The following is a 16,862-nucleotide window of genomic DNA, read 5'->3' as shown; positions in this document are numbered from 1 at the left end:
AGGGGCCGAGGCGCGGGGAGTGTGAGCGTCGTAACAGACGCTGAACCCCGCGCCGTCGGCGTCCGTGGGTACTGATGACCACTGGCCACGAGGACAGCGGACCGCCACACAGGTCTAAACCAGTTGCCCGTCGACCCTTGTCATCGGCCCCCCGGGTCTGATGAGCTGTGGCCTGGGACACAACGGACAACCCTGAGAATGGGAGATGTCGTGAGCAACGAATCCTTGGCCAACCTGCTCAAGGAAGAGCGCAGGTTCGCGCCCCCCGCCGACCTGGCCGCGAACGCCAACGTCACGGCGGAGGCGTACGAACAGGCCAAGGCCGACCGGCTCGGCTTCTGGGCCGAGCAGGCCCGCCGGCTGAGCTGGGCCGAGGAGCCGACCGAGACCCTCGACTGGTCGAACCCGCCGTTCGCCAAGTGGTTCAAGGACGGCAAGCTCAACGTCGCCCACAACTGCGTCGACCGCCACGTCGAGGCCGGCAACGGCGACCGTGTCGCCATCCACTTCGAGGGCGAGCCCGGCGACAGCCGCGCCATCACCTACGCCCAGCTCAAGGACGAGGTCTCCAAGGCCGCCAACGCCCTGCTGGAACTCGGCGTGCAGAAGGGCGACCGGGTCGCCGTCTACATGCCGATGATCCCGGAGACGGCGATCGCGATGCTGGCCTGCGCCCGGATCGGCGCCGCCCACTCGGTGGTCTTCGGCGGCTTCTCCTCGGACGCGCTCGCGACCCGTATCCAGGACGCCGACGCCAAGGTCGTCATCACCTCCGACGGCGGCTACCGGCGCGGCAAGCCCTCCGCCCTCAAGCCCGCCGTCGACGAGGCCGTGGAGCGCGCCGGCACCGTGGAGCACGTCCTCGTCGTGCGCCGCACCGGCCAGGACGTGGCGTGGGACGACTCCCGCGACAAGTGGTGGCACGAGACCGTCGAGCGGCAGTCCGCCGAGCACACGCCGGAGGCGTTCGACGCCGAGCACCCGCTGTTCATCCTGTACACGTCCGGTACGACGGGTAAGCCGAAGGGCATCCTGCACACCTCCGGCGGCTACCTCACGCAGACGGCGTACACGCACTGGGCCGTCTTCGACCTCAAGCCGGAGACCGACGTCTACTGGTGCACCGCCGACGTCGGCTGGGTCACCGGCCACTCGTACATCGTCTACGGCCCACTCGCCAACGGCGCGACGCAGGTCATGTACGAGGGCACCCCGGACACCCCGCACCAGGGCCGCTTCTGGGAGATCGTGCAGAAGTACAAGGTCTCGATCCTCTACACCGCCCCCACCGCGATCCGGACGTTCATGAAGTGGGGCGACGACATCCCCGCGAAGTTCGACCTGTCCTCGCTGCGGGTCCTCGGCTCGGTCGGCGAGCCGATCAACCCCGAGGCGTGGATCTGGTACCGCAAGAACATCGGTGCGGACGCCACACCGGTCGTCGACACCTGGTGGCAGACCGAGACCGGCGCCATGATGATCACGCCGCTGCCGGGCGTCACCCACGCCAAGCCGGGCTCCGCCCAGCGCGCGCTGCCCGGCATCTCGGCCACCGTCGTCGACGACGAGGCGAACGAGGTGCCGAACGGCGGGGGCGGCTACCTGGTCCTCACCGAGCCGTGGCCGTCGATGCTGCGCACCATCTGGGGCGACGACCAGCGGTTCATCGACACGTACTGGTCGCGCTTCGAGGGCAAGTACTTCGCGGGCGACGGCGCCAAGAAGGACGACGACGGCGACATCTGGCTGCTCGGCCGCGTCGACGACGTGATGCTGGTCTCCGGCCACAACATCTCCACCACCGAGGTCGAGTCGGCCCTCGTCTCCCACCCGTCCGTCGCCGAGGCGGCCGTGGTCGGCGCGGCCGACGAGACGACCGGGCAGGCCATCGTGGCCTTCGTGATCCTGCGCGGCGCGGCGGCGGAGTCCGAGGACCTGGTCACGGAGCTGCGCAACCACGTAGGCGCCACGCTCGGCCCGATCGCCAAGCCCAAGCGCATCCTGCCGGTGGGCGAGCTGCCCAAGACCCGCTCCGGCAAGATCATGCGCCGCCTGCTGCGCGACGTGGCGGAGAACCGTCAGGTCGGTGACGTCACGACGCTGGCGGACTCCACCGTGATGGACCTCATCCAGTCGAAGCTCCCCGCGGCGCCCAGCGAGGACTGAGACACCCACGTGAAGGGCACCCGGCGCAAGACCAGCCGGGTGCCCTTTTCATGCGCTTCGTCCGGTTGCGTACCGTCACGAAGGTCACCCGGCAGCACCACGGCAGTTTAGGTAGGCTAAGGAACGCGTAAGAAGCTCAACAAGATCCTCATGGTGTGCCGGGAAGTCTGGTCGGCAAGCGTGTCCGTGCTGCCCATCGACCGGAGGACCTCCCCGTGACCGCGCCCCGCACACCCCGCAAAGCCTTCGGACGGCTGTCCCTCCCCGAGCGGAACTACGTCGCCGAAGCGCTGCGCACCGAGACCGTCGGCGGCGTGCTGCTGCTCGTCGCCGCGATCGCCGCACTGGTGTGGGCGAACATACCGGCGCTCAGCGACAGCTACGAGAGCGTCAGCGACTTCCACTTCGGGATCGGGTCCCTCGGCCTGGACCTGTCGGTCGCGCACTGGGCCGCCGACGGACTGCTCGCGATCTTCTTCTTCGTCGCCGGTATCGAGCTCAAGCGCGAGCTGGTCGCAGGAGACCTGAAGGACCCGAAGGCCGCCGCGCTCCCCGTGGTCGCGGCGCTGTGCGGCATGGCAGTACCGGCGCTCGTCTACACGGTCACCAACGCCGCCGGGGGCGGCTCTCTGGCCGGATGGGCCGTGCCCACCGCCACCGACATCGCCTTCGCGCTCGCCGTGCTCGCTGTCATCGGCACCTCCCTGCCGAGCTCCCTGCGCGCCTTCCTGCTGACCCTCGCCGTCGTCGACGACCTCTTCGCGATCCTGATCATCGCGGTCTTCTTCACCGACAGCCTGAACTTCGCCGCGCTCGGCGGCGCCGTCGTCGGCCTCGCCGTCTTCTGGCTGCTGCTGCGCAAGGGGGTGCGCGGCTGGTACGTGTACGTCCCGCTCGGCCTCGTCGTCTGGGGGCTGATGTACAACAGCGGCGTCCACGCCACCATCGCCGGCGTCGCGATGGGCCTGATGCTGCGCTGCCACACCCGCGAGGGCGAGCGGCACTCCCCCGGCGAGCACATCGAGCACCTGGTCCGCCCCCTGTCGGCGGGTCTGGCCGTGCCGCTGTTCGCGCTGTTCAGCGCGGGCGTGTCGATCTCGGGCGGGGCGCTGGCCGACGTGTTCACCAAGCCGGAGACCCTGGGCGTGGTCCTCGGGCTCGTCGTCGGCAAGACGCTGGGCATCTTCGGCGGCACCTGGCTGACGGCGCGCTTCACCCGGGCCTCGCTCAGCGACGACCTCGAGTGGGCCGACGTGTTCGCGGTGGCCACGCTGGCCGGCATCGGCTTCACCGTGTCGCTGCTGATCGGCGAGCTGGCCTTCGAGGGCGACGCGGCGCTGACCGACGAGGTCAAGGCCGCCGTCCTGACCGGCTCGGTCGTCGCGGCGCTGCTGGCCACCGTGTTGCTGAAGATACGGAACGCCAAGTACCGCAAGCTGACCGAGGCCGAGGAGCGCGACGAGGACCTCAGCGGCGTACCGGACATCTACGAGGAGGACGACCCCGCGTACCACCTGCGGGTGGCCGCGGTCTACGAGAAGAAGGCCGCCGAGCACCGCCGGATCGCCGAGGAGATGGAGGCGGCGCGGCTTGCCGAAGTGCCGGGCGGGGCAGGCGATGAGGGCGACGGTCCGGCATGATCTGACGAGACGGTACAAAAGACGGACCGTACGCGGTCGGGCCCGCGGTAGTCAGGCGGCGTCCGACGGCCACGGAACCGTACGCAGATCAGCCAGCGGAAGAGGGAGAGACGCGATGAGCGCACCCGACGGCAGCCCGGTCGGCACCGAACGCAGCATCGGCCAGCTGTTCGCCTCGGCGACCACCGAATTGTCGGCGCTCGTGCACGACGAGATCGCACTGGCCAAGGCCCAGCTGCGGCAGGACGTCAAGCGCGGGGCGACGAGCGGCGGCGCGTTCTCGCTCGCGGGCCTGCTGCTGGTGTTCTCGCTGCCGATGCTCAGCTTCGCGCTGGCCTACGGCATCCGGACCTGGAGCGGCTGGAACATGGCGGTCTGCTTCCTGCTGTCCTTCGCGGCGAACGTCCTCGTCGCCGGCCTGCTCGCGCTGATCGGCGTCGTCTTCGCGAAGAAGGCCAAGAAGGGCAAGGGCCCGCAGAAGGTCGCCGCCTCGGTGAAGCAGTCGGCGGGCGTGCTGCAGAACGCCAAGCCGCACCCGCGTCCCGAGCTGCCCGCGGACCGGTCCCCCGAAGCCATCGAGGCTGTGGCACGCTCGTCCTCATGACGGACGCCGCCAGCCCGATGGAGCCATCCCCGTCGGCGCAGAACCCCGCCTCGGTCGTACGCCTCGACATCCCCGGCGGGCACGAGGTCACCCACCGGGACGTCGCCGCCAACGGCGCCCGCTTCCACATCGCGGAGGCGGGGGACGGGCCGCTGGTGCTGCTGCTGCACGGCTTCCCGCAGTTCTGGTGGACCTGGCGGCACCAGCTGACGGCGCTCGCGGACGCCGGTTTCCGCGCCGTCGCCATGGACCTGCGCGGCGTCGGCGGCAGCGACCGCACCCCGCGCGGCTACGACCCCGCCGGTCTCGCCCTCGACATCACCGGCGTGATCCGCTCCCTCGGCGAGCCGGACGCCGCGCTGGTCGGCCACGACCTGGGCGGCTACCTGGCCTGGACGGCCGCCGCGATGCGGCCCAAGCTCGTACGACGGCTCGCGGTCTCCTCGATGCCGCACCCTCGGCGCTGGCGCTCGGCCATGCTCGGGGACGTCCGCCAGACCCGCGCGGGCTCCTACATCTGGGGGTTCCAGCGCCCCTGGGTCCCGGAGCGCCAACTGACGGCGGACGACGGCGCGCTGGTCGGGCGCCTGATCGACGACTGGTCGGGCCCCCGGCCGCTGGACGAGGAGGCGGTGGCGGCCTACCGCCGTGCCATGTGCATCCCCTCCACGGCCCACTGCTCCGTCGAGCCGTACCGCTGGCTGGTGCGCTCGCTCGCCCGTCCGGACGGCATCCAGTTCTACCGCCGCATGAAGCGGCCGGTGCGGGTGCCGACGCTGCACCTGCACGGCTCGCTGGACCCGGTGATGCGGACCCGGAGCGCGGCCGGTTCCGGGCAGTACGTCGAAGCGCCCTACCGCTGGCGGCTGTTCGACGGACTCGGGCACTTCCCGCACGAAGAGGACCCGGTCGCTTTTTCCACCGAACTGATCAATTGGCTGAAGGACCCCGAACCCGATCGGTGACCGTACGGACGCTCCCGGTACCCGAACCGGAACGCTTGTCCTGATGAACGGCCACTTGCCCGGCGCATAGGCCAATTGGACGCCCCCGGAACGGTTATCGACCTTCGGGCGGGGGCACACGTCGAGGTATGGGCTGGACGCACGACTACAGTGACGTAGCACGCGACGGCCGCTCCACGAGCGGCGTGAGCAGCACCCACCGACGAGGCGGCACCCCGCAACTTGCGGCGGCGGACCTCCGGGTGGGCATTCCGCGCATCCTGCGCCGCCGGGCCCGCTGGGTCTCCGTACGCCTGCGCCATCCACGCGGCGTCAGCTGACGCCCGCGCTCCGGCCGCGACCTCCTCGGGCTCCGAACCGGAAGCCGACGTCTAGAGCGCGCAGCTGTCGCTGTCCACCTGCTGGTTGGCGGTGCGGCCCTCGACGATGTCCTCGCGGATCTCGTCCGCGGTGAGCGCGTAGCCGGTCTGGGCGTCGTCCAGGGACTTGGCGAAGACCACGCCGTAGACCTCCCCCTCGGGCGTCAGCAGCGGGCCGCCGGAGTTGCCCTGACGGACGGTCGCGTACAGCGAGTACACGTCGCGGCCGACGGTGTCGCGGTGGTAGATGTCCGGGCCGTTGGCCGTGATGCGCCCGCGCACGCGCGCGGCGCGGACGTCGTACGCCCCGTTCTCCGGGAAGCCGGCCACGATCGCGCCGTCGTCGCGGACCGCGTCCTCCTCGCTGAACCGCAGCGCGGGCGCGTCCAGTTCCGGCACGTCCAGTACGGCGATGTCGCGCCGCCAGTCGTAGAGGACGACCGTCGCGTCGTACTTCCTGCCCTCGCCGCCTATCTGCACCGTGGGCTCGTCGACGCCGCCCACCACGTGGGCGTTGGTCATGACGCGGCGCTCGGCGAAGACGAAGCCGGTGCCCTCCAGGACCTTGCCGCAGTCGGGGGCGGTGCCCATGACCTTCACGATGGAACGCTTGGCGCGGACGGCGACCGGGCTGTTCGCCAGCGCGGGATCGGGCGGCTGGACCTCGGTGATCGGCTCGTTGGCGAACGGGCTGAAGACCTGTGGGAAACCGTTGCGCGCGAGGACGGAGCTGAAGCTGTTGAACCAGGTGTCGGCCTGGTCCGGCAGCACCTCCTGCACGCCCGACAGCACGTGGGACTGCCGGACCTCCTTGCCTATCGTCGGCATGGTCGTCTGGGCGAGGGCGGCACCGATCAGCCAGGCGACCAGCAGCATCGCCACCACGTTGACCAGCGCGCCGCCGGTGGCGTCCAGGGCGCGGGCCGGGGACCAGGTGATGTAGCGCCGCAGCTTGTTGCCGAGGTGCGTGGTCAGGGCCTGGCCGACGGAGGCGCAGACGATGACGACGACGACCGCGACGACGGCGGCGGTCGTGCTCACCTCCGCGTTGTCCGTCAGCGCGTCCCAGATCACCGGCAGCAGATAGACGGCGACGAGGCCGCCGCCGAGGAAGCCGATCACGGACAGGATGCCGACGACGAAACCCTGGCGGAAGCCGACGATCGCGAACCAGACGGCGGCCAGCAGCAAGAGGATGTCCAGCACGTTCACCGATTCAGGCCCCGCCTCGTCGTCCTACGCTCACACCGGTCACCCTGTCATGACCGCCAGTCCAACGGGACCTGCTTCTCCCTGTCCCAGGGCCGCTCCCAGCCCGCGAAGTGCAGCAACCGGTCGATGATGCCGGCCGTGAACCCCCAGACGAGCGCCGATTCGACCAGGAACGCGGGGCCCTTGTGGCCGCTGGGGTGGAGGGTGGTGACCCGGTTGGCGGGGTCCGTGAGATCGGCCACGGGGACGGTGAAGACCCGCGCGGTCTCGTTCGGATCGACCACGCCGACGGGGGTGGGCTCGCGCCACCAGGCGAGGACCGGGGTGACGACGAACTCGCTGACCGGGATGTAGAGCCTCGGCAGGACGCCGAAGAGCTGCACGCCGGACGGGTCGAGGCCGGTCTCCTCCTCGGCCTCGCGCAGCGCGGCCCGCAGCGGCCCCTCGCCCAGCGGGTCGCCGTCCTCGGCATCGAGGGCACCACCCGGGAAGGCCGGCTGCCCGGCGTGCGAGCGCAGCGTGCCGGCCCGCTCCATCAGCAGCAGCTCCGGGCCCCGGCCGCCCTCACCCTCGCCGAACAGGATCAGCACGGCGGACTGGCGTCCGGCGCCGTCCTCGGGGGGCAGGAAGCGGCTCAGCTGGGTGGGCCGCACCGTCGCGACGGCCCGCACCACCGGGTCCAGCCAGCCGGGCAGGCCCTCCGTGCTGAGCATGGCGCCGCGTGTGCCGCCCTGCGTGTCACTCGCCCGAGTCATCTCCACCCCCGTCCTGCCGATTCCAACGCCCGACGCCCCCGAGATCGTTCCGTCACCCGGCCCCCAGCGGCGGCGCCGGCTTCCCGCCCGCGTCCAGGTACGCCTGCGGCGGGTTCAGCCGCTGGCCGGGGAGGCCGCCCTTCTCGTACTTCAGGAGCTTCTTCGCCTTCTCGGGGTCCGTCTCGCCCTCGCCGTACGCCGGGCAGAGCGGGGCGATCGGGCAGGCGCCGCAGGCGGGCTTGCGGGCGTGGCAGATCCGGCGGCCGTGCCAGATGACGTGGTGGGAGAGGTCGGTCCAGTCGCTCTTCGGGAAGAGCGCGCCGACGGCGGCCTCGATCTTGTCCGGGTCGGTCTCGGCGGTCCACTGCCAGCGGCGCACCAGGCGCTGGAAGTGGGTGTCCACGGTGACGCCGGGGCGGCCGAAGGCGTTGCCCAGCACGACGAAGGCGGTCTTGCGGCCCACTCCGGGCAGTTTGACGAGGTCTTCGAGGCGGCCGGGGACCTCGCCGCCGAAGTCCTCCGCCAACGCCTTGGACAGCCCTATGACCGACTTGGTCTTGGCCCGGAAGAAGCCGGTGGGGCGGAGGATCTCCTCGACCTCCTCGGGGTTGGCGGCGGCCAGGTCCTCGGGGGTCGGGTACTTCGCGAAGAGCGCGGGTGTCGTCTGGTTGACGCGCAGGTCGGTGGTCTGGGCGGACAGCACGGTGGCCACGACCAGCTGGAAGGGGTTCTCGAAGTCCAGCTCCGGGTGGGCGTACGGGTAGACCTCGGCGAGCTCGCGGTTGATGCGGCGGGCGCGGCGGACCAGCGCGGTGCGGGACTCCTCGCGCGCCGGCTTCGCGGCGACGGTCTTCGCCGGTGCGACGCCCTTGACGGCGGCGGTGGCCTTCTTTGGGGCGACGGGGGGCTTCTTGGCGGGCGCCTGCTTCTTGACGGCCGCCTGCTTCTTGACGCTCTTCTCGGCGGACTTCTTCACGGCACCCTTCTCCGCGGTCACCCTCTTGGCAGGTGCCGCCTTTTTTGTCGCTTTCGCCGTTTCCCTACCGCCATCGGGGCCCTGTTCGCCCACAGCGGAATCGCGACGTACACCCACCCGTGCAGCCCCCTCTGCCTGTGCTCTCACCGGCGATTTGGACACCCGGCCAGCCTACGGCCCGCCACCGACATCCGCCCCGGACCTCGAAGATCGGCGCCCAATTGGACCCCTGCCGCGTACCCCGGGACACCAGTGCGGCATCCTTGTGACAGATCACACTGTTTGGACTGTCCGGCAAAATGGGCACCACGGACCCCTGGTACACCGGGGGAACAAGATCCTCTGAGCCGGTCGACAAGGAGAGAACTCGTGGACGACGTTCTGCGGCGCAACCCGCTCTTCGCGGCGCTCGACGACGAGCAATCCGCGGAGCTCCGCGCCTCCATGAGTGAGGTGACCCTCGCCCGCGGCGACTCACTGTTCCACGAGGGGGACCCCGGAGACCGCCTCTACGTGGTCACGGAAGGCAAGGTGAAGCTCCACCGCACGTCCCCCGACGGCCGCGAGAACATGCTGGCCGTGGTCGGTCCCAGCGAGCTGATCGGCGAGCTGTCGCTCTTCGACCCGGGCCCGCGCACGGCGACCGCCACCGCGCTGACCGAGGTGAAGCTGCTCGCCCTCGGCCACCCCGACCTCCAGCCCTGGCTGAGCGTGCGTCCGGAGGTGGCCACCGCCCTGCTGCGCGCCGTCGCGCGCCGCCTGCGCAAGACCAACGACGCGATGTCGGACCTGGTCTTCTCGGACGTCCCCGGCCGTGTCGCCCGCGCCCTGCTGGACCTGTCCCGCCGCTTCGGCGTGCAGTCCGAGGAGGGCATCCACGTGGTGCACGACCTGACGCAGGAGGAGCTGGCCCAGCTGGTCGGCGCGTCCCGCGAGACGGTCAACAAGGCGCTGGCGGACTTCGCCCAGCGCGGCTGGCTCCGCCTGGAGGCCCGCGCGGTGATCCTGCTGGACGTGGAGCGGCTGGCCAAGCGCTCCCGCTGACGCGCCCGGGGGCCTGCTGGGCAGCTGGCAGCTGCCCGGGGACCTACTCGGGCAGCTGGACGATCCCGTGCTCGCCCAGGTACTCCAGCTGCGCCCGCACCGACAGCTCCGCCGCCGGCCACAGTGAACGGTCGACGTCCGCGTAGACGCGGGCGACGACCTCCGCCGGAGTCCGGTAACCGTCCTCCACCGCCGTCTCGACCTGGGCGAGGCGGTGGGCGCGATGGGCGAGGTAGTACTCGACGGCGCCCTGGGCGTCGTCCAGGACCGGCCCGTGCCCCGGGAGCACCGTGTGCGCCCCGTCGTCTGCCGTGAGCGACCTGAGGCGGCGCAGGGAGTCCAGGTAGTCGCCGAGCCGCCCGTCAGGGTGGGCCACCACGGTCGTACCGCGCCCCAGGACGGTGTCGCCCGTCAGGACCGCCCGGTCGGCCGGGAGATGGAAGCACAGGGAGTCCGCCGTGTGCCCGGGGGTGGGTACGACCCTCAGCTCCAGGCCGCCGACCTCGATCACGTCCCCGGCGGCCAGCCCCTCGTCGCCCAGCCGCAGCGCCGGGTCCAGCGCCCGTACGTTCGTCCCCGTCAGCCCGGCGAAGCGCGCGGCGCCCTCCGCGTGGTCCGGGTGACCGTGCGTCAGCAGGGTGAGGGCGACGCGCCTGCCCGCCCGCTCGGCCGTGTCGACGACGTGCCGCAGGTGGGTGTCGTCCAGTGGGCCCGGGTCGACGACGACGGCCAGGTCGGAGTCGGGCTCGGCGAGGATCCAGGTGTTCGTGCCGTCCAGGGTCATCGCGGAGGCGTTGGGCGCGAGGACGTTCACCGCGCGGGCGGTGGCGGGCCCCGAGAGGACGCCGCCCCTCGGCTGGCCGGGCAGTGCTGCCGCGTTCGTCATGCGGGGGCTCCCGGGGTCGGTTCGGAAGGTGTCGCCGGTGCCTTGTCCGGTGCTGTGCCCGGCACGTGCTTGGTGAACTCGTCGTGTCCCGGCCAGGAGAGCACGATCTCCCCGCCGACCAGCCGCGCCCGCGCCAGTACCGGCGTCATGTCACGGCCCGGGGCCGACGCGAGCGCCCCGGCCGCCGTACCGCACTGCGCCAGACCGCGCAGGGTCGCGACGGTCGGCGGCATCATCAGCAGTTCGCCCTTGTCGTACCCGGCCGCGGCGTCGGCCGGGGTGATCCACACCGTGCGGTCGGCCTCCGTGGAGGCGTTGCGGGTGCGCTGCCCCTCGGGCAGGGCGGCGACGAAGAACCACGTGTCGTAGCGGCGGGACTCGAACTCCGGGGTGATCCAGCGCGCCCAGGCGCCCAGCAGGTCGGAGCGCAGGACGAGGCCCCGGCGGTCCAGGAACTCCGCGAAGGACAGCTCACGGTCGACCAGGGCGGTCCGGTCGGCCTCCCAGTCGGCGCCCGTCGTGTCGCCGACCACCGTGTCGCCCCTCGGGCCGGCCAGCAGCACACCGGCCTCCTCGAAGGTCTCCCGCACGGCCGCGCAGACGATCGCCTGGGCGCCCGCCTCGTCGACACCGAGCCGGTCCGCCCACCACGCGCGCGTGGGGCCCGCCCAGCCGATGTCACGGTCGTCGTCGCGCGGGTCGACACCGCCACCCGGATAGGCGTACGCGCCCCCCGCGAACGCCATGGAGGTGCGGCGGCGCAGCATGTGGACAGCCGGGCCGGTGCCGGTGTCCTTCAGGAGCATGACGGTGGCCGCGCGCTTGGGGGTGACCGGCGTGAGGGTGCCGGCCGCCAGCGCGCGGATGCGGTCCGGCCACTCGGGTGGGTACCACTGGCCGTTCGCCTGCTCGTTCGCGTGACCGTTCGCCATGGCCGGAGGCTATCCGGTGACGGGCGGATGTTCGAGTGGCCCCCGGGGGCGGGGCGTGCGCCGGCCGGGGGCGGGCGCGGGTCAGCCGGGGAGGGCGGCCAGCCACTCGGTGAGCAGCCGGTTCGTCTCCTCGGGGCGCTCCTGCTGGAGCCAGTGCCCGCAGCCGTCGATCAGGTGCGAGGCGGTCAGGCCGGGCAGCGTCTCGGGGTACGCCTCGATCGCGTCGGACAGCCAGGTGGTGGAGGCGTCGAGGCCGCCGCCCAGGAAGAGGGACGGCTGGGTGATCGGGGCGCCCCGGTGAGCGGCCAGGTCGGCCCAGTCCCGGTCCATGTTGCGGTAGCGGTTGAGGGCGCCGGTCAGGCCGGTGCGCTCGAACTCCCCCGCGTATACGTCCAGCTCCTCCTCGCTCAGCCAGGAGGGCAACCGCCCGTGGGCCGGGAAACGGTCGCGGAGCCTGCCGCCGGGGGCGACGAAGTGCGGGTCGGGGGCGTCGGGCGCCGGCATGGTGTCGGCTGACAGGGCGGCGTAGAAACCGGCGAGCCAGCCGCGTACGTCCGGCTCGATCTCCGCCTCGGCGCGGCCGGGCTCCTGGAAGTACGAGACGTAGAACTCCTGCCCGGCGAACGGCCCGGCGGGATCGCTCATGCCGGCGAACACCTCGCTCGGCTTCGGGCCGCCGGGCGGGGTGTACGGAACGCTCAGCAGGCCCACCGCGCGGAACACGTCGGGCCGCAGCAGCGCGCAGTGCGCGGCGACGGTCGCGCCCCAGTCGTGGCCGACGATCACCGCGGACCGCTCCCCGAGGGCCTCCACCACGGCGACCTGGTCCGCCACCAGGTCGAGCATCCGGTACGCCTCGACCGCCTCCGGCCGCGAGGAGCGTCCGTAGCCGCGTACGTCGACGGCGACCGCGCGGTGGCCGGCGGCGGCGAGCGCGGGCAACTGGCGGCGCCAGGAGTACCAGGACTCCGGGAAGCCGTGCACGAGCAGGACCAGCGGCCCGCTGCCCTGCTCCACCAGGTGGATCCGCCCGGCCGGGGAGGGCACCAGACGGTGGACGGGACGGTGTCGGTCGGTCGCGGGCGGCTGCGGCATGGCTCCTCCTGGCACGTGCGGTCGGTCCGGTGCCGGCACCGCTCCGCGCGGGGGCACCGAGGCGATCCTGCGGCGGCGCGCCCGGGGAGGCGAGCCTTGTTGCCGGCCCGGCAACGCCCGCCCGCGCTTCCGGCCCCACCCGGCGCGGAGAAGCGCCGCAGGAACCGCACGGCACGGGGGCACCCCGCAGGAGCCACGCACCCCGCCCGACACGCCCGGAGCCGCACGCCCTCGCCGCCGCACCCGCGCGGTGGCCGCTACGCCTGCATCACGCACGGGAGGCGCGTGACGCCTGCGGCGGCGTATCCGGGGAGGCGAGCTTCGTTGCCCGGCCGGCAACACACGCCCGCGCTTCCGGTCCCACCCGGCGCGGAGGGACGCCGCAGGAACCGCACGGCACGGGGGCGCCCCGCAGGAGCCACACGGACCGCCCGATATGTGCGAAGCCGCACGCCCTCGCCGCCGCACCCGCGCGGTGGCCGTTACGCCTGCGTCACGCGCGGGAGGCGCGTGACGCCTGCGGCGGCGTACCCGGGGAGGCGAGCCTTGTCGCCGGGCCGGCAACACACGCCCGCGCTTCGGTCCCACCGGGCACCGGGGGGCGCGCCGCGGGAGCCGCATGCTCCGCGCGACACGCCCGGGGCCGCACGCCCGCGCGGTGGCCGTAACGGCCGCCGCACCCGCGCGGTGGCCGTTGCGCCTGCGTCACGCGCGGGTGGCGCGTTACGCCTGCGTCAGCTCCACCTGCACCTCGACCTCGACCGGCGCGTCCAGCGGCAGGACCGCCACGCCGACCGCGCTGCGGGCGTGGACGCCCTTGTCGCCCAGCACCTCGCCGAGGAGTTCACTGGCGCCGTTGATCACGCCCGGCTGGCCGGTGAAGTCGGACGCGGACGCGACGAAGCCGACGACCTTCACGACGCGCGCGACGCGGTCGAGGTCACCGGCGACGGACTTCACGGCGGCCAGGGCGTTCAGCGCGCAGGTGCGCGCCAGCTCCTTGGCCTCGTCCGGCGTGACCTCGGCGCCCACCTTGCCGGTGACCGGAAGCTTGCCGTCCAGCATGGGCAGCTGGCCGGAGGTGTACACGTAGGGGCCGGACTGCACGGCCGGCTGGTAGGCGGCCAGCGGCGGGACGACCTCGGGCAGCGTCAGACCGAGCTCGGCCAGCTTGGCCTCGACGGCGCTCACGCCTGCTTCTCCCGCTTCAGGTAGGCCACGAGCTGCTCGGGGTTGTTCGGCCCGGGCACGACCTGGACGAGCTCCCAGCCGTCCTCGCCCCAGGTGTCCAGAATCTGCTTCGTGGCATGGACGAGCAGCGGCACGGTTGCGTATTCCCACTTGGTCATGTGGCCGACTCTAGCCGTTGCCCACCGCCCCTCCGGCGGTCGGCCGGGACGACGTTGTCCACAGCCTCCGGCGTACTCGGCGGGCGGACTGGTTACGCTCGAATACGTGAGCAGGCTCCAGGTCGTCAGCGGCAAGGGCGGAACCGGCAAGACCACGGTGGCCGCGGCCCTCGCGCTGGCCCTGGCCACCGAGGGGAAGCGCGCGCTTCTCGTCGAGGTCGAGGGTCGCCAGGGCATCGCGCAGCTCTTCGAAACCGAAGCGCTGCCTTATGAGGAGCGGAAGATCGCCGTCGCTCCCGGGGGCGGGGAGGTGTACGCCCTGGCCATCGACCCCGAGCTGGCGCTTCTGGACTACCTCCAGATGTTCTACAAACTGGGCAGCGCCGGACGGGCGCTGAAGAAGCTCGGGGCGATCGACTTCGCGACCACCATCGCGCCCGGGGTCAGAGACGTCCTGCTGACCGGCAAGGCCTGCGAGGCGGTGCGGCGCAAGGACAAGAGCGGGCGGTTCGCGTACGACTACGTCGTCATGGACGCCCCGCCGACCGGCCGCATCACCCGCTTCCTCAACGTCAACGACGAGGTGGCCGGACTCGCGAAGGTCGGCCCGATACACAATCAGGCGCAGGCGGTGATGCGGGTGCTGAAGTCGCGGGAGACCGCCGTGCACCTGGTGACGCTGCTGGAGGAGATGCCGGTCCAGGAGACCGCGGACGGCATCGCCGAGCTGCGGGCGGCGCGGCTCCCGGTGGGGCGGGTCGTCGTCAACATGGTCCGGCCCGCGGTGCTGGACGCCGCCGCGCTGGACCTCGTACGGGACACACCGCGTACGGCGCTCGCCCGCTCCCTGTCCGCCGCCGGGCTCGGCGGGGCGCGGCGCGGCGGGCACGCCGAGCGGCTGGTGGACCCGCTGCTGGCACAGGCCGGGGAGTACGCCGAGCGGTACGCCCTGGAGGAGGAGCAGCGGGCCGTCCTGACCGGACTGGACCTTCCGCTGCACGAACTGCCGCTGCTCGCCGAGGGCATGGACCTGGCGGGCCTGTACGAACTGGCCACCGAGCTGCGGAAGCAGGGGATCGCATGAGTCCGGACCCGGCCGGTAGCTACCAGGAGAGCGCCCGCCACCAGGAGGGCGCACGGCAGCTGTCCCCCGCGCGGGTGCTCGACATCGACCCGCTGCTGGCGGACCCGGAGACCCGCATCGTGGTGTGCTGCGGCTCGGGCGGGGTCGGAAAGACGACCACCGCGGCGGCCCTCGGCCTGCGCGCGGCCGAGCGCGGTCGCAAGGTGGTCGTCCTCACCATCGACCCGGCCCGGCGGCTCGCCCAGTCCATGGGCATCGACTCACTGGACAACACCCCGCGCCGGGTGAAGGGCGTCGACGACGCGGCGGGCGGTGAGCTGCACGCCATGATGCTCGACATGAAGCGGACCTTCGACGAGATCGTCGAGGCGCACGCGGACCCCGACCGGGCGGCGGCGATCCTGGGCAATCCCTTCTACCAGTCGCTCTCGGCGGGCTTCGCGGGCACGCAGGAGTACATGGCGATGGAGAAGCTGGGGCAACTGCGGGCCCGGGACGACTGGGACCTCATCGTCGTGGACACCCCGCCGTCCCGCTCGGCGCTGGACTTCCTGGACGCCCCCAAGCGCCTCGGTTCCTTCCTGGACGGCAAGCTGATCCGCGTCCTGCTGGCCCCGGCGAAGGTCGGCGGCCGGGCCGGCATGAAGTTCCTGAACGTCGGCATGTCGATGATGACCGGCGTCCTGGGGAAGGTACTGGGCGGCCAGTTCCTGAAGGACGTGCAGACCTTCGTGGCCGCGATGGACTCGATGTTCGGCGGCTTCCGTACCCGCGCGGACGCGACGTACAAGCTGCTCCAGGCGCCCGGGACGGCTTTCCTGGTGGTCGCGGCCCCGGAGCGGGACGCACTGCGCGAGGCCGCGTACTTCGTGGAGCGGCTGGCCGCCGAGGACATGCCGCTCGCGGGTCTGGTGCTCAACCGCGTCCACGGCAGCGGCGCCGACCGGCTGTCGGCCGAGCGGGCGCTCGCCGCCGCGGAAAATCTTGAGGATCCCCGCATTGTGGATCAGGACGACGGGAAAGCTGGAGTTCGTAACTCCCCCGACTTGCAAGACAGTTCAGACACTCCCGAGCCCCCTGCGGAGGAACCCGAGGCTCCCGAAGCCGCCGACCCTGTGGAGGACACACCGGAGCGGTCCGTCGACCGGCTCACCGCGGGCCTGCTGCGGCTGCACGCGGAGCGCATGCACCTGCTCGCCCGCGAGCAGCGCACGCGTGACCGCTTCACCGCACGTCACCCCGAGGTGGCGGTCACCGAAGTGGCCGCGCTCCCCGGCGACGTGCACGACCTCGCGGGGCTGCGGGACATCGGGGCCCGTCTCGCGACGGGCGAGCCGGAGCTGCCCGAGCCGGGCGCCTGATCCGGTCCGGCGTCCGGCGCCTGATCCGGTCCGGTGTCCGGCGCCTGATCCGGCCCCGTGTCCGTGGCCGGGGACCGTCCGGCCCCGCTCAGCCCACGGCCGCGTAGTTCTCGTAGACCTCTTCGTCGTCAAGGGGCACGATGCCGGCCCCTCGTTCGTACTCCGTCCGCGCCGTCTCCAGGAGCCGGCGCCAGGAGGTCACGGTGGGCCGCCGGCGCAGCAGTGCGCGGCGTTCCCGTTCCGTCATGCCTCCCCACACGCCGAACTCGACGCGGTTGTCGAGCGCGTCGGCCAGGCACTCGGTCCGCACCGGGCATCCGGTGCACACCGCCTTGGCCCTGTTCTGCGCTGCTCCTTGAACGAACAGTTCGTCCGGATCGGTAGTGCGGCAGGCGGCCTGCGCACTCCAGTCGGTTACCCAGCCCATACCGGCG

At 72.2% G+C, this 16,862-nt stretch carries 17 protein-coding genes; 8 read left to right on the top strand and 9 right to left on the bottom strand.

Going from position 1 to position 16,862, the window contains the following annotated elements; translation table 11 throughout:
- The first annotated feature begins 210 nt into the window (after positions 1-210).
- The 5 genes from acs to KUM03_RS13425 all read left to right on the top strand — a co-directional run bounded on the left by acs (position 211) and on the right by KUM03_RS13425 (position 5,695).
- On the top strand, positions 211-2,166 hold the full coding sequence (gene acs / locus KUM03_RS13445; protein ID WP_217247541.1) for an acetate--CoA ligase: 1,956 nt from the start codon (positions 211-213) through the stop codon (positions 2,164-2,166).
- A gap of 215 nt (positions 2,167-2,381) precedes the next feature.
- Positions 2,382-3,806 carry a Na+/H+ antiporter NhaA gene (gene nhaA / locus KUM03_RS13440; protein WP_217247539.1) on the top strand — a complete coding sequence of 475 codons (1,425 nt, stop codon included), beginning with the start codon at positions 2,382-2,384 and terminating at the stop codon, positions 3,804-3,806.
- A gap of 115 nt (positions 3,807-3,921) precedes the next feature.
- Positions 3,922-4,410: a phage holin family protein gene (locus tag KUM03_RS13435; protein ID WP_073726602.1), complete on the top strand. Its 489-nt coding sequence runs from the start codon at positions 3,922-3,924 to the stop codon at positions 4,408-4,410.
- Positions 4,407-5,375 (top strand): alpha/beta fold hydrolase, encoded by a 969-nt coding sequence (locus tag KUM03_RS13430; RefSeq protein ID WP_217247537.1) that lies wholly within the window; start codon positions 4,407-4,409, stop codon positions 5,373-5,375. The genes KUM03_RS13435 and KUM03_RS13430 overlap by 4 nt, the downstream gene beginning before the upstream one ends.
- Before the next feature lie 128 nt (positions 5,376-5,503).
- Positions 5,504-5,695, top strand: a complete 192-nt coding sequence (locus tag KUM03_RS13425; RefSeq protein WP_217247529.1) for a hypothetical protein — start codon at positions 5,504-5,506, stop codon at positions 5,693-5,695.
- Between the two features lie 51 nt (positions 5,696-5,746).
- Here KUM03_RS13425 and KUM03_RS13420 read toward each other — a convergent pair whose 3' ends face one another.
- Genes KUM03_RS13420 through nth form a run of 3 tightly spaced genes read right to left on the bottom strand, consistent with a single transcriptional unit; the run spans position 5,747 to position 8,770 of the window.
- Entirely contained in the window at positions 5,747-6,946 is a 1,200-nt protein-coding gene (locus KUM03_RS13420; protein ID WP_217247527.1) for a MarP family serine protease, read from the bottom strand.
- Between the two features lie 47 nt (positions 6,947-6,993).
- Positions 6,994-7,701, bottom strand: coding sequence for a CoA pyrophosphatase (locus KUM03_RS13415; protein ID WP_217247521.1), 708 nt, complete (start codon positions 7,699-7,701; stop codon positions 6,994-6,996).
- Between the two features lie 52 nt (positions 7,702-7,753).
- Positions 7,754-8,770: an endonuclease III gene (gene nth, locus KUM03_RS13410; RefSeq protein ID WP_308406317.1), complete on the bottom strand. Its 1,017-nt coding sequence runs from the start codon at positions 8,768-8,770 to the stop codon at positions 7,754-7,756.
- A 276-nt stretch (positions 8,771-9,046) separates the two neighbouring features.
- Here nth and KUM03_RS13405 point away from each other — a divergent pair, with 276 nt between their 5' ends.
- A complete protein-coding gene (locus tag KUM03_RS13405) occupies positions 9,047-9,721 on the top strand; it encodes a Crp/Fnr family transcriptional regulator (protein WP_217247519.1) in 675 nt (224 codons plus the stop codon).
- Positions 9,722-9,764: 43 nt separating this feature from the next.
- Here KUM03_RS13405 and KUM03_RS13400 read toward each other — a convergent pair whose 3' ends face one another.
- The 5 genes from KUM03_RS13400 to KUM03_RS13380 all read right to left on the bottom strand — a co-directional run bounded on the left by KUM03_RS13400 (position 9,765) and on the right by KUM03_RS13380 (position 13,983).
- A complete protein-coding gene (locus KUM03_RS13400; protein ID WP_217247513.1) occupies positions 9,765-10,607 on the bottom strand; it encodes an MBL fold metallo-hydrolase in 843 nt (280 codons plus the stop codon).
- Positions 10,604-11,539 (bottom strand): NUDIX domain-containing protein, encoded by a 936-nt coding sequence (locus KUM03_RS13395; protein WP_217247511.1) that lies wholly within the window; start codon positions 11,537-11,539, stop codon positions 10,604-10,606. Before KUM03_RS13395 ends, KUM03_RS13400 begins: the two co-directional genes overlap by 4 nt.
- A gap of 81 nt (positions 11,540-11,620) precedes the next feature.
- Positions 11,621-12,634, bottom strand: coding sequence for an alpha/beta fold hydrolase (locus KUM03_RS13390; protein WP_217247509.1), 1,014 nt, complete (start codon positions 12,632-12,634; stop codon positions 11,621-11,623).
- A gap of 723 nt (positions 12,635-13,357) precedes the next feature.
- A complete protein-coding gene (locus KUM03_RS13385; RefSeq protein WP_073726585.1) occupies positions 13,358-13,825 on the bottom strand; it encodes a RidA family protein in 468 nt (155 codons plus the stop codon).
- Positions 13,822-13,983 carry a DUF4177 domain-containing protein gene (locus KUM03_RS13380; protein WP_003975360.1) on the bottom strand — a complete coding sequence of 54 codons (162 nt, stop codon included), beginning with the start codon at positions 13,981-13,983 and terminating at the stop codon, positions 13,822-13,824. Before KUM03_RS13380 ends, KUM03_RS13385 begins: the two co-directional genes overlap by 4 nt.
- A gap of 106 nt (positions 13,984-14,089) precedes the next feature.
- Here KUM03_RS13380 and KUM03_RS13375 point away from each other — a divergent pair, with 106 nt between their 5' ends.
- Both KUM03_RS13375 and KUM03_RS13370 read left to right on the top strand, forming a co-directional pair.
- A complete protein-coding gene (locus tag KUM03_RS13375; RefSeq protein ID WP_217247501.1) occupies positions 14,090-15,067 on the top strand; it encodes an ArsA-related P-loop ATPase in 978 nt (325 codons plus the stop codon).
- A complete protein-coding gene (locus tag KUM03_RS13370) occupies positions 15,064-16,428 on the top strand; it encodes an ArsA family ATPase (protein ID WP_217247499.1) in 1,365 nt (454 codons plus the stop codon). The genes KUM03_RS13375 and KUM03_RS13370 overlap by 4 nt, the downstream gene beginning before the upstream one ends.
- Positions 16,429-16,516: 88 nt before the next feature.
- Here KUM03_RS13370 and wblA read toward each other — a convergent pair whose 3' ends face one another.
- Entirely contained in the window at positions 16,517-16,855 is a 339-nt protein-coding gene (gene wblA / locus KUM03_RS13365) for a transcriptional regulator WblA (protein ID WP_019329806.1), read from the bottom strand.
- Positions 16,856-16,862 lie beyond the last annotated feature (7 nt).

Source organism: Streptomyces sp. AC602_WCS936, from assembly GCF_019049125.1.
In the GTDB taxonomy this organism is placed as follows: Bacteria; Actinomycetota; Actinomycetes; order Streptomycetales; family Streptomycetaceae; genus Streptomyces.
The sequence above is the reverse complement of the archived record's forward strand: the minus strand, read 5'-3'. Positions and strand labels throughout refer to the sequence as shown.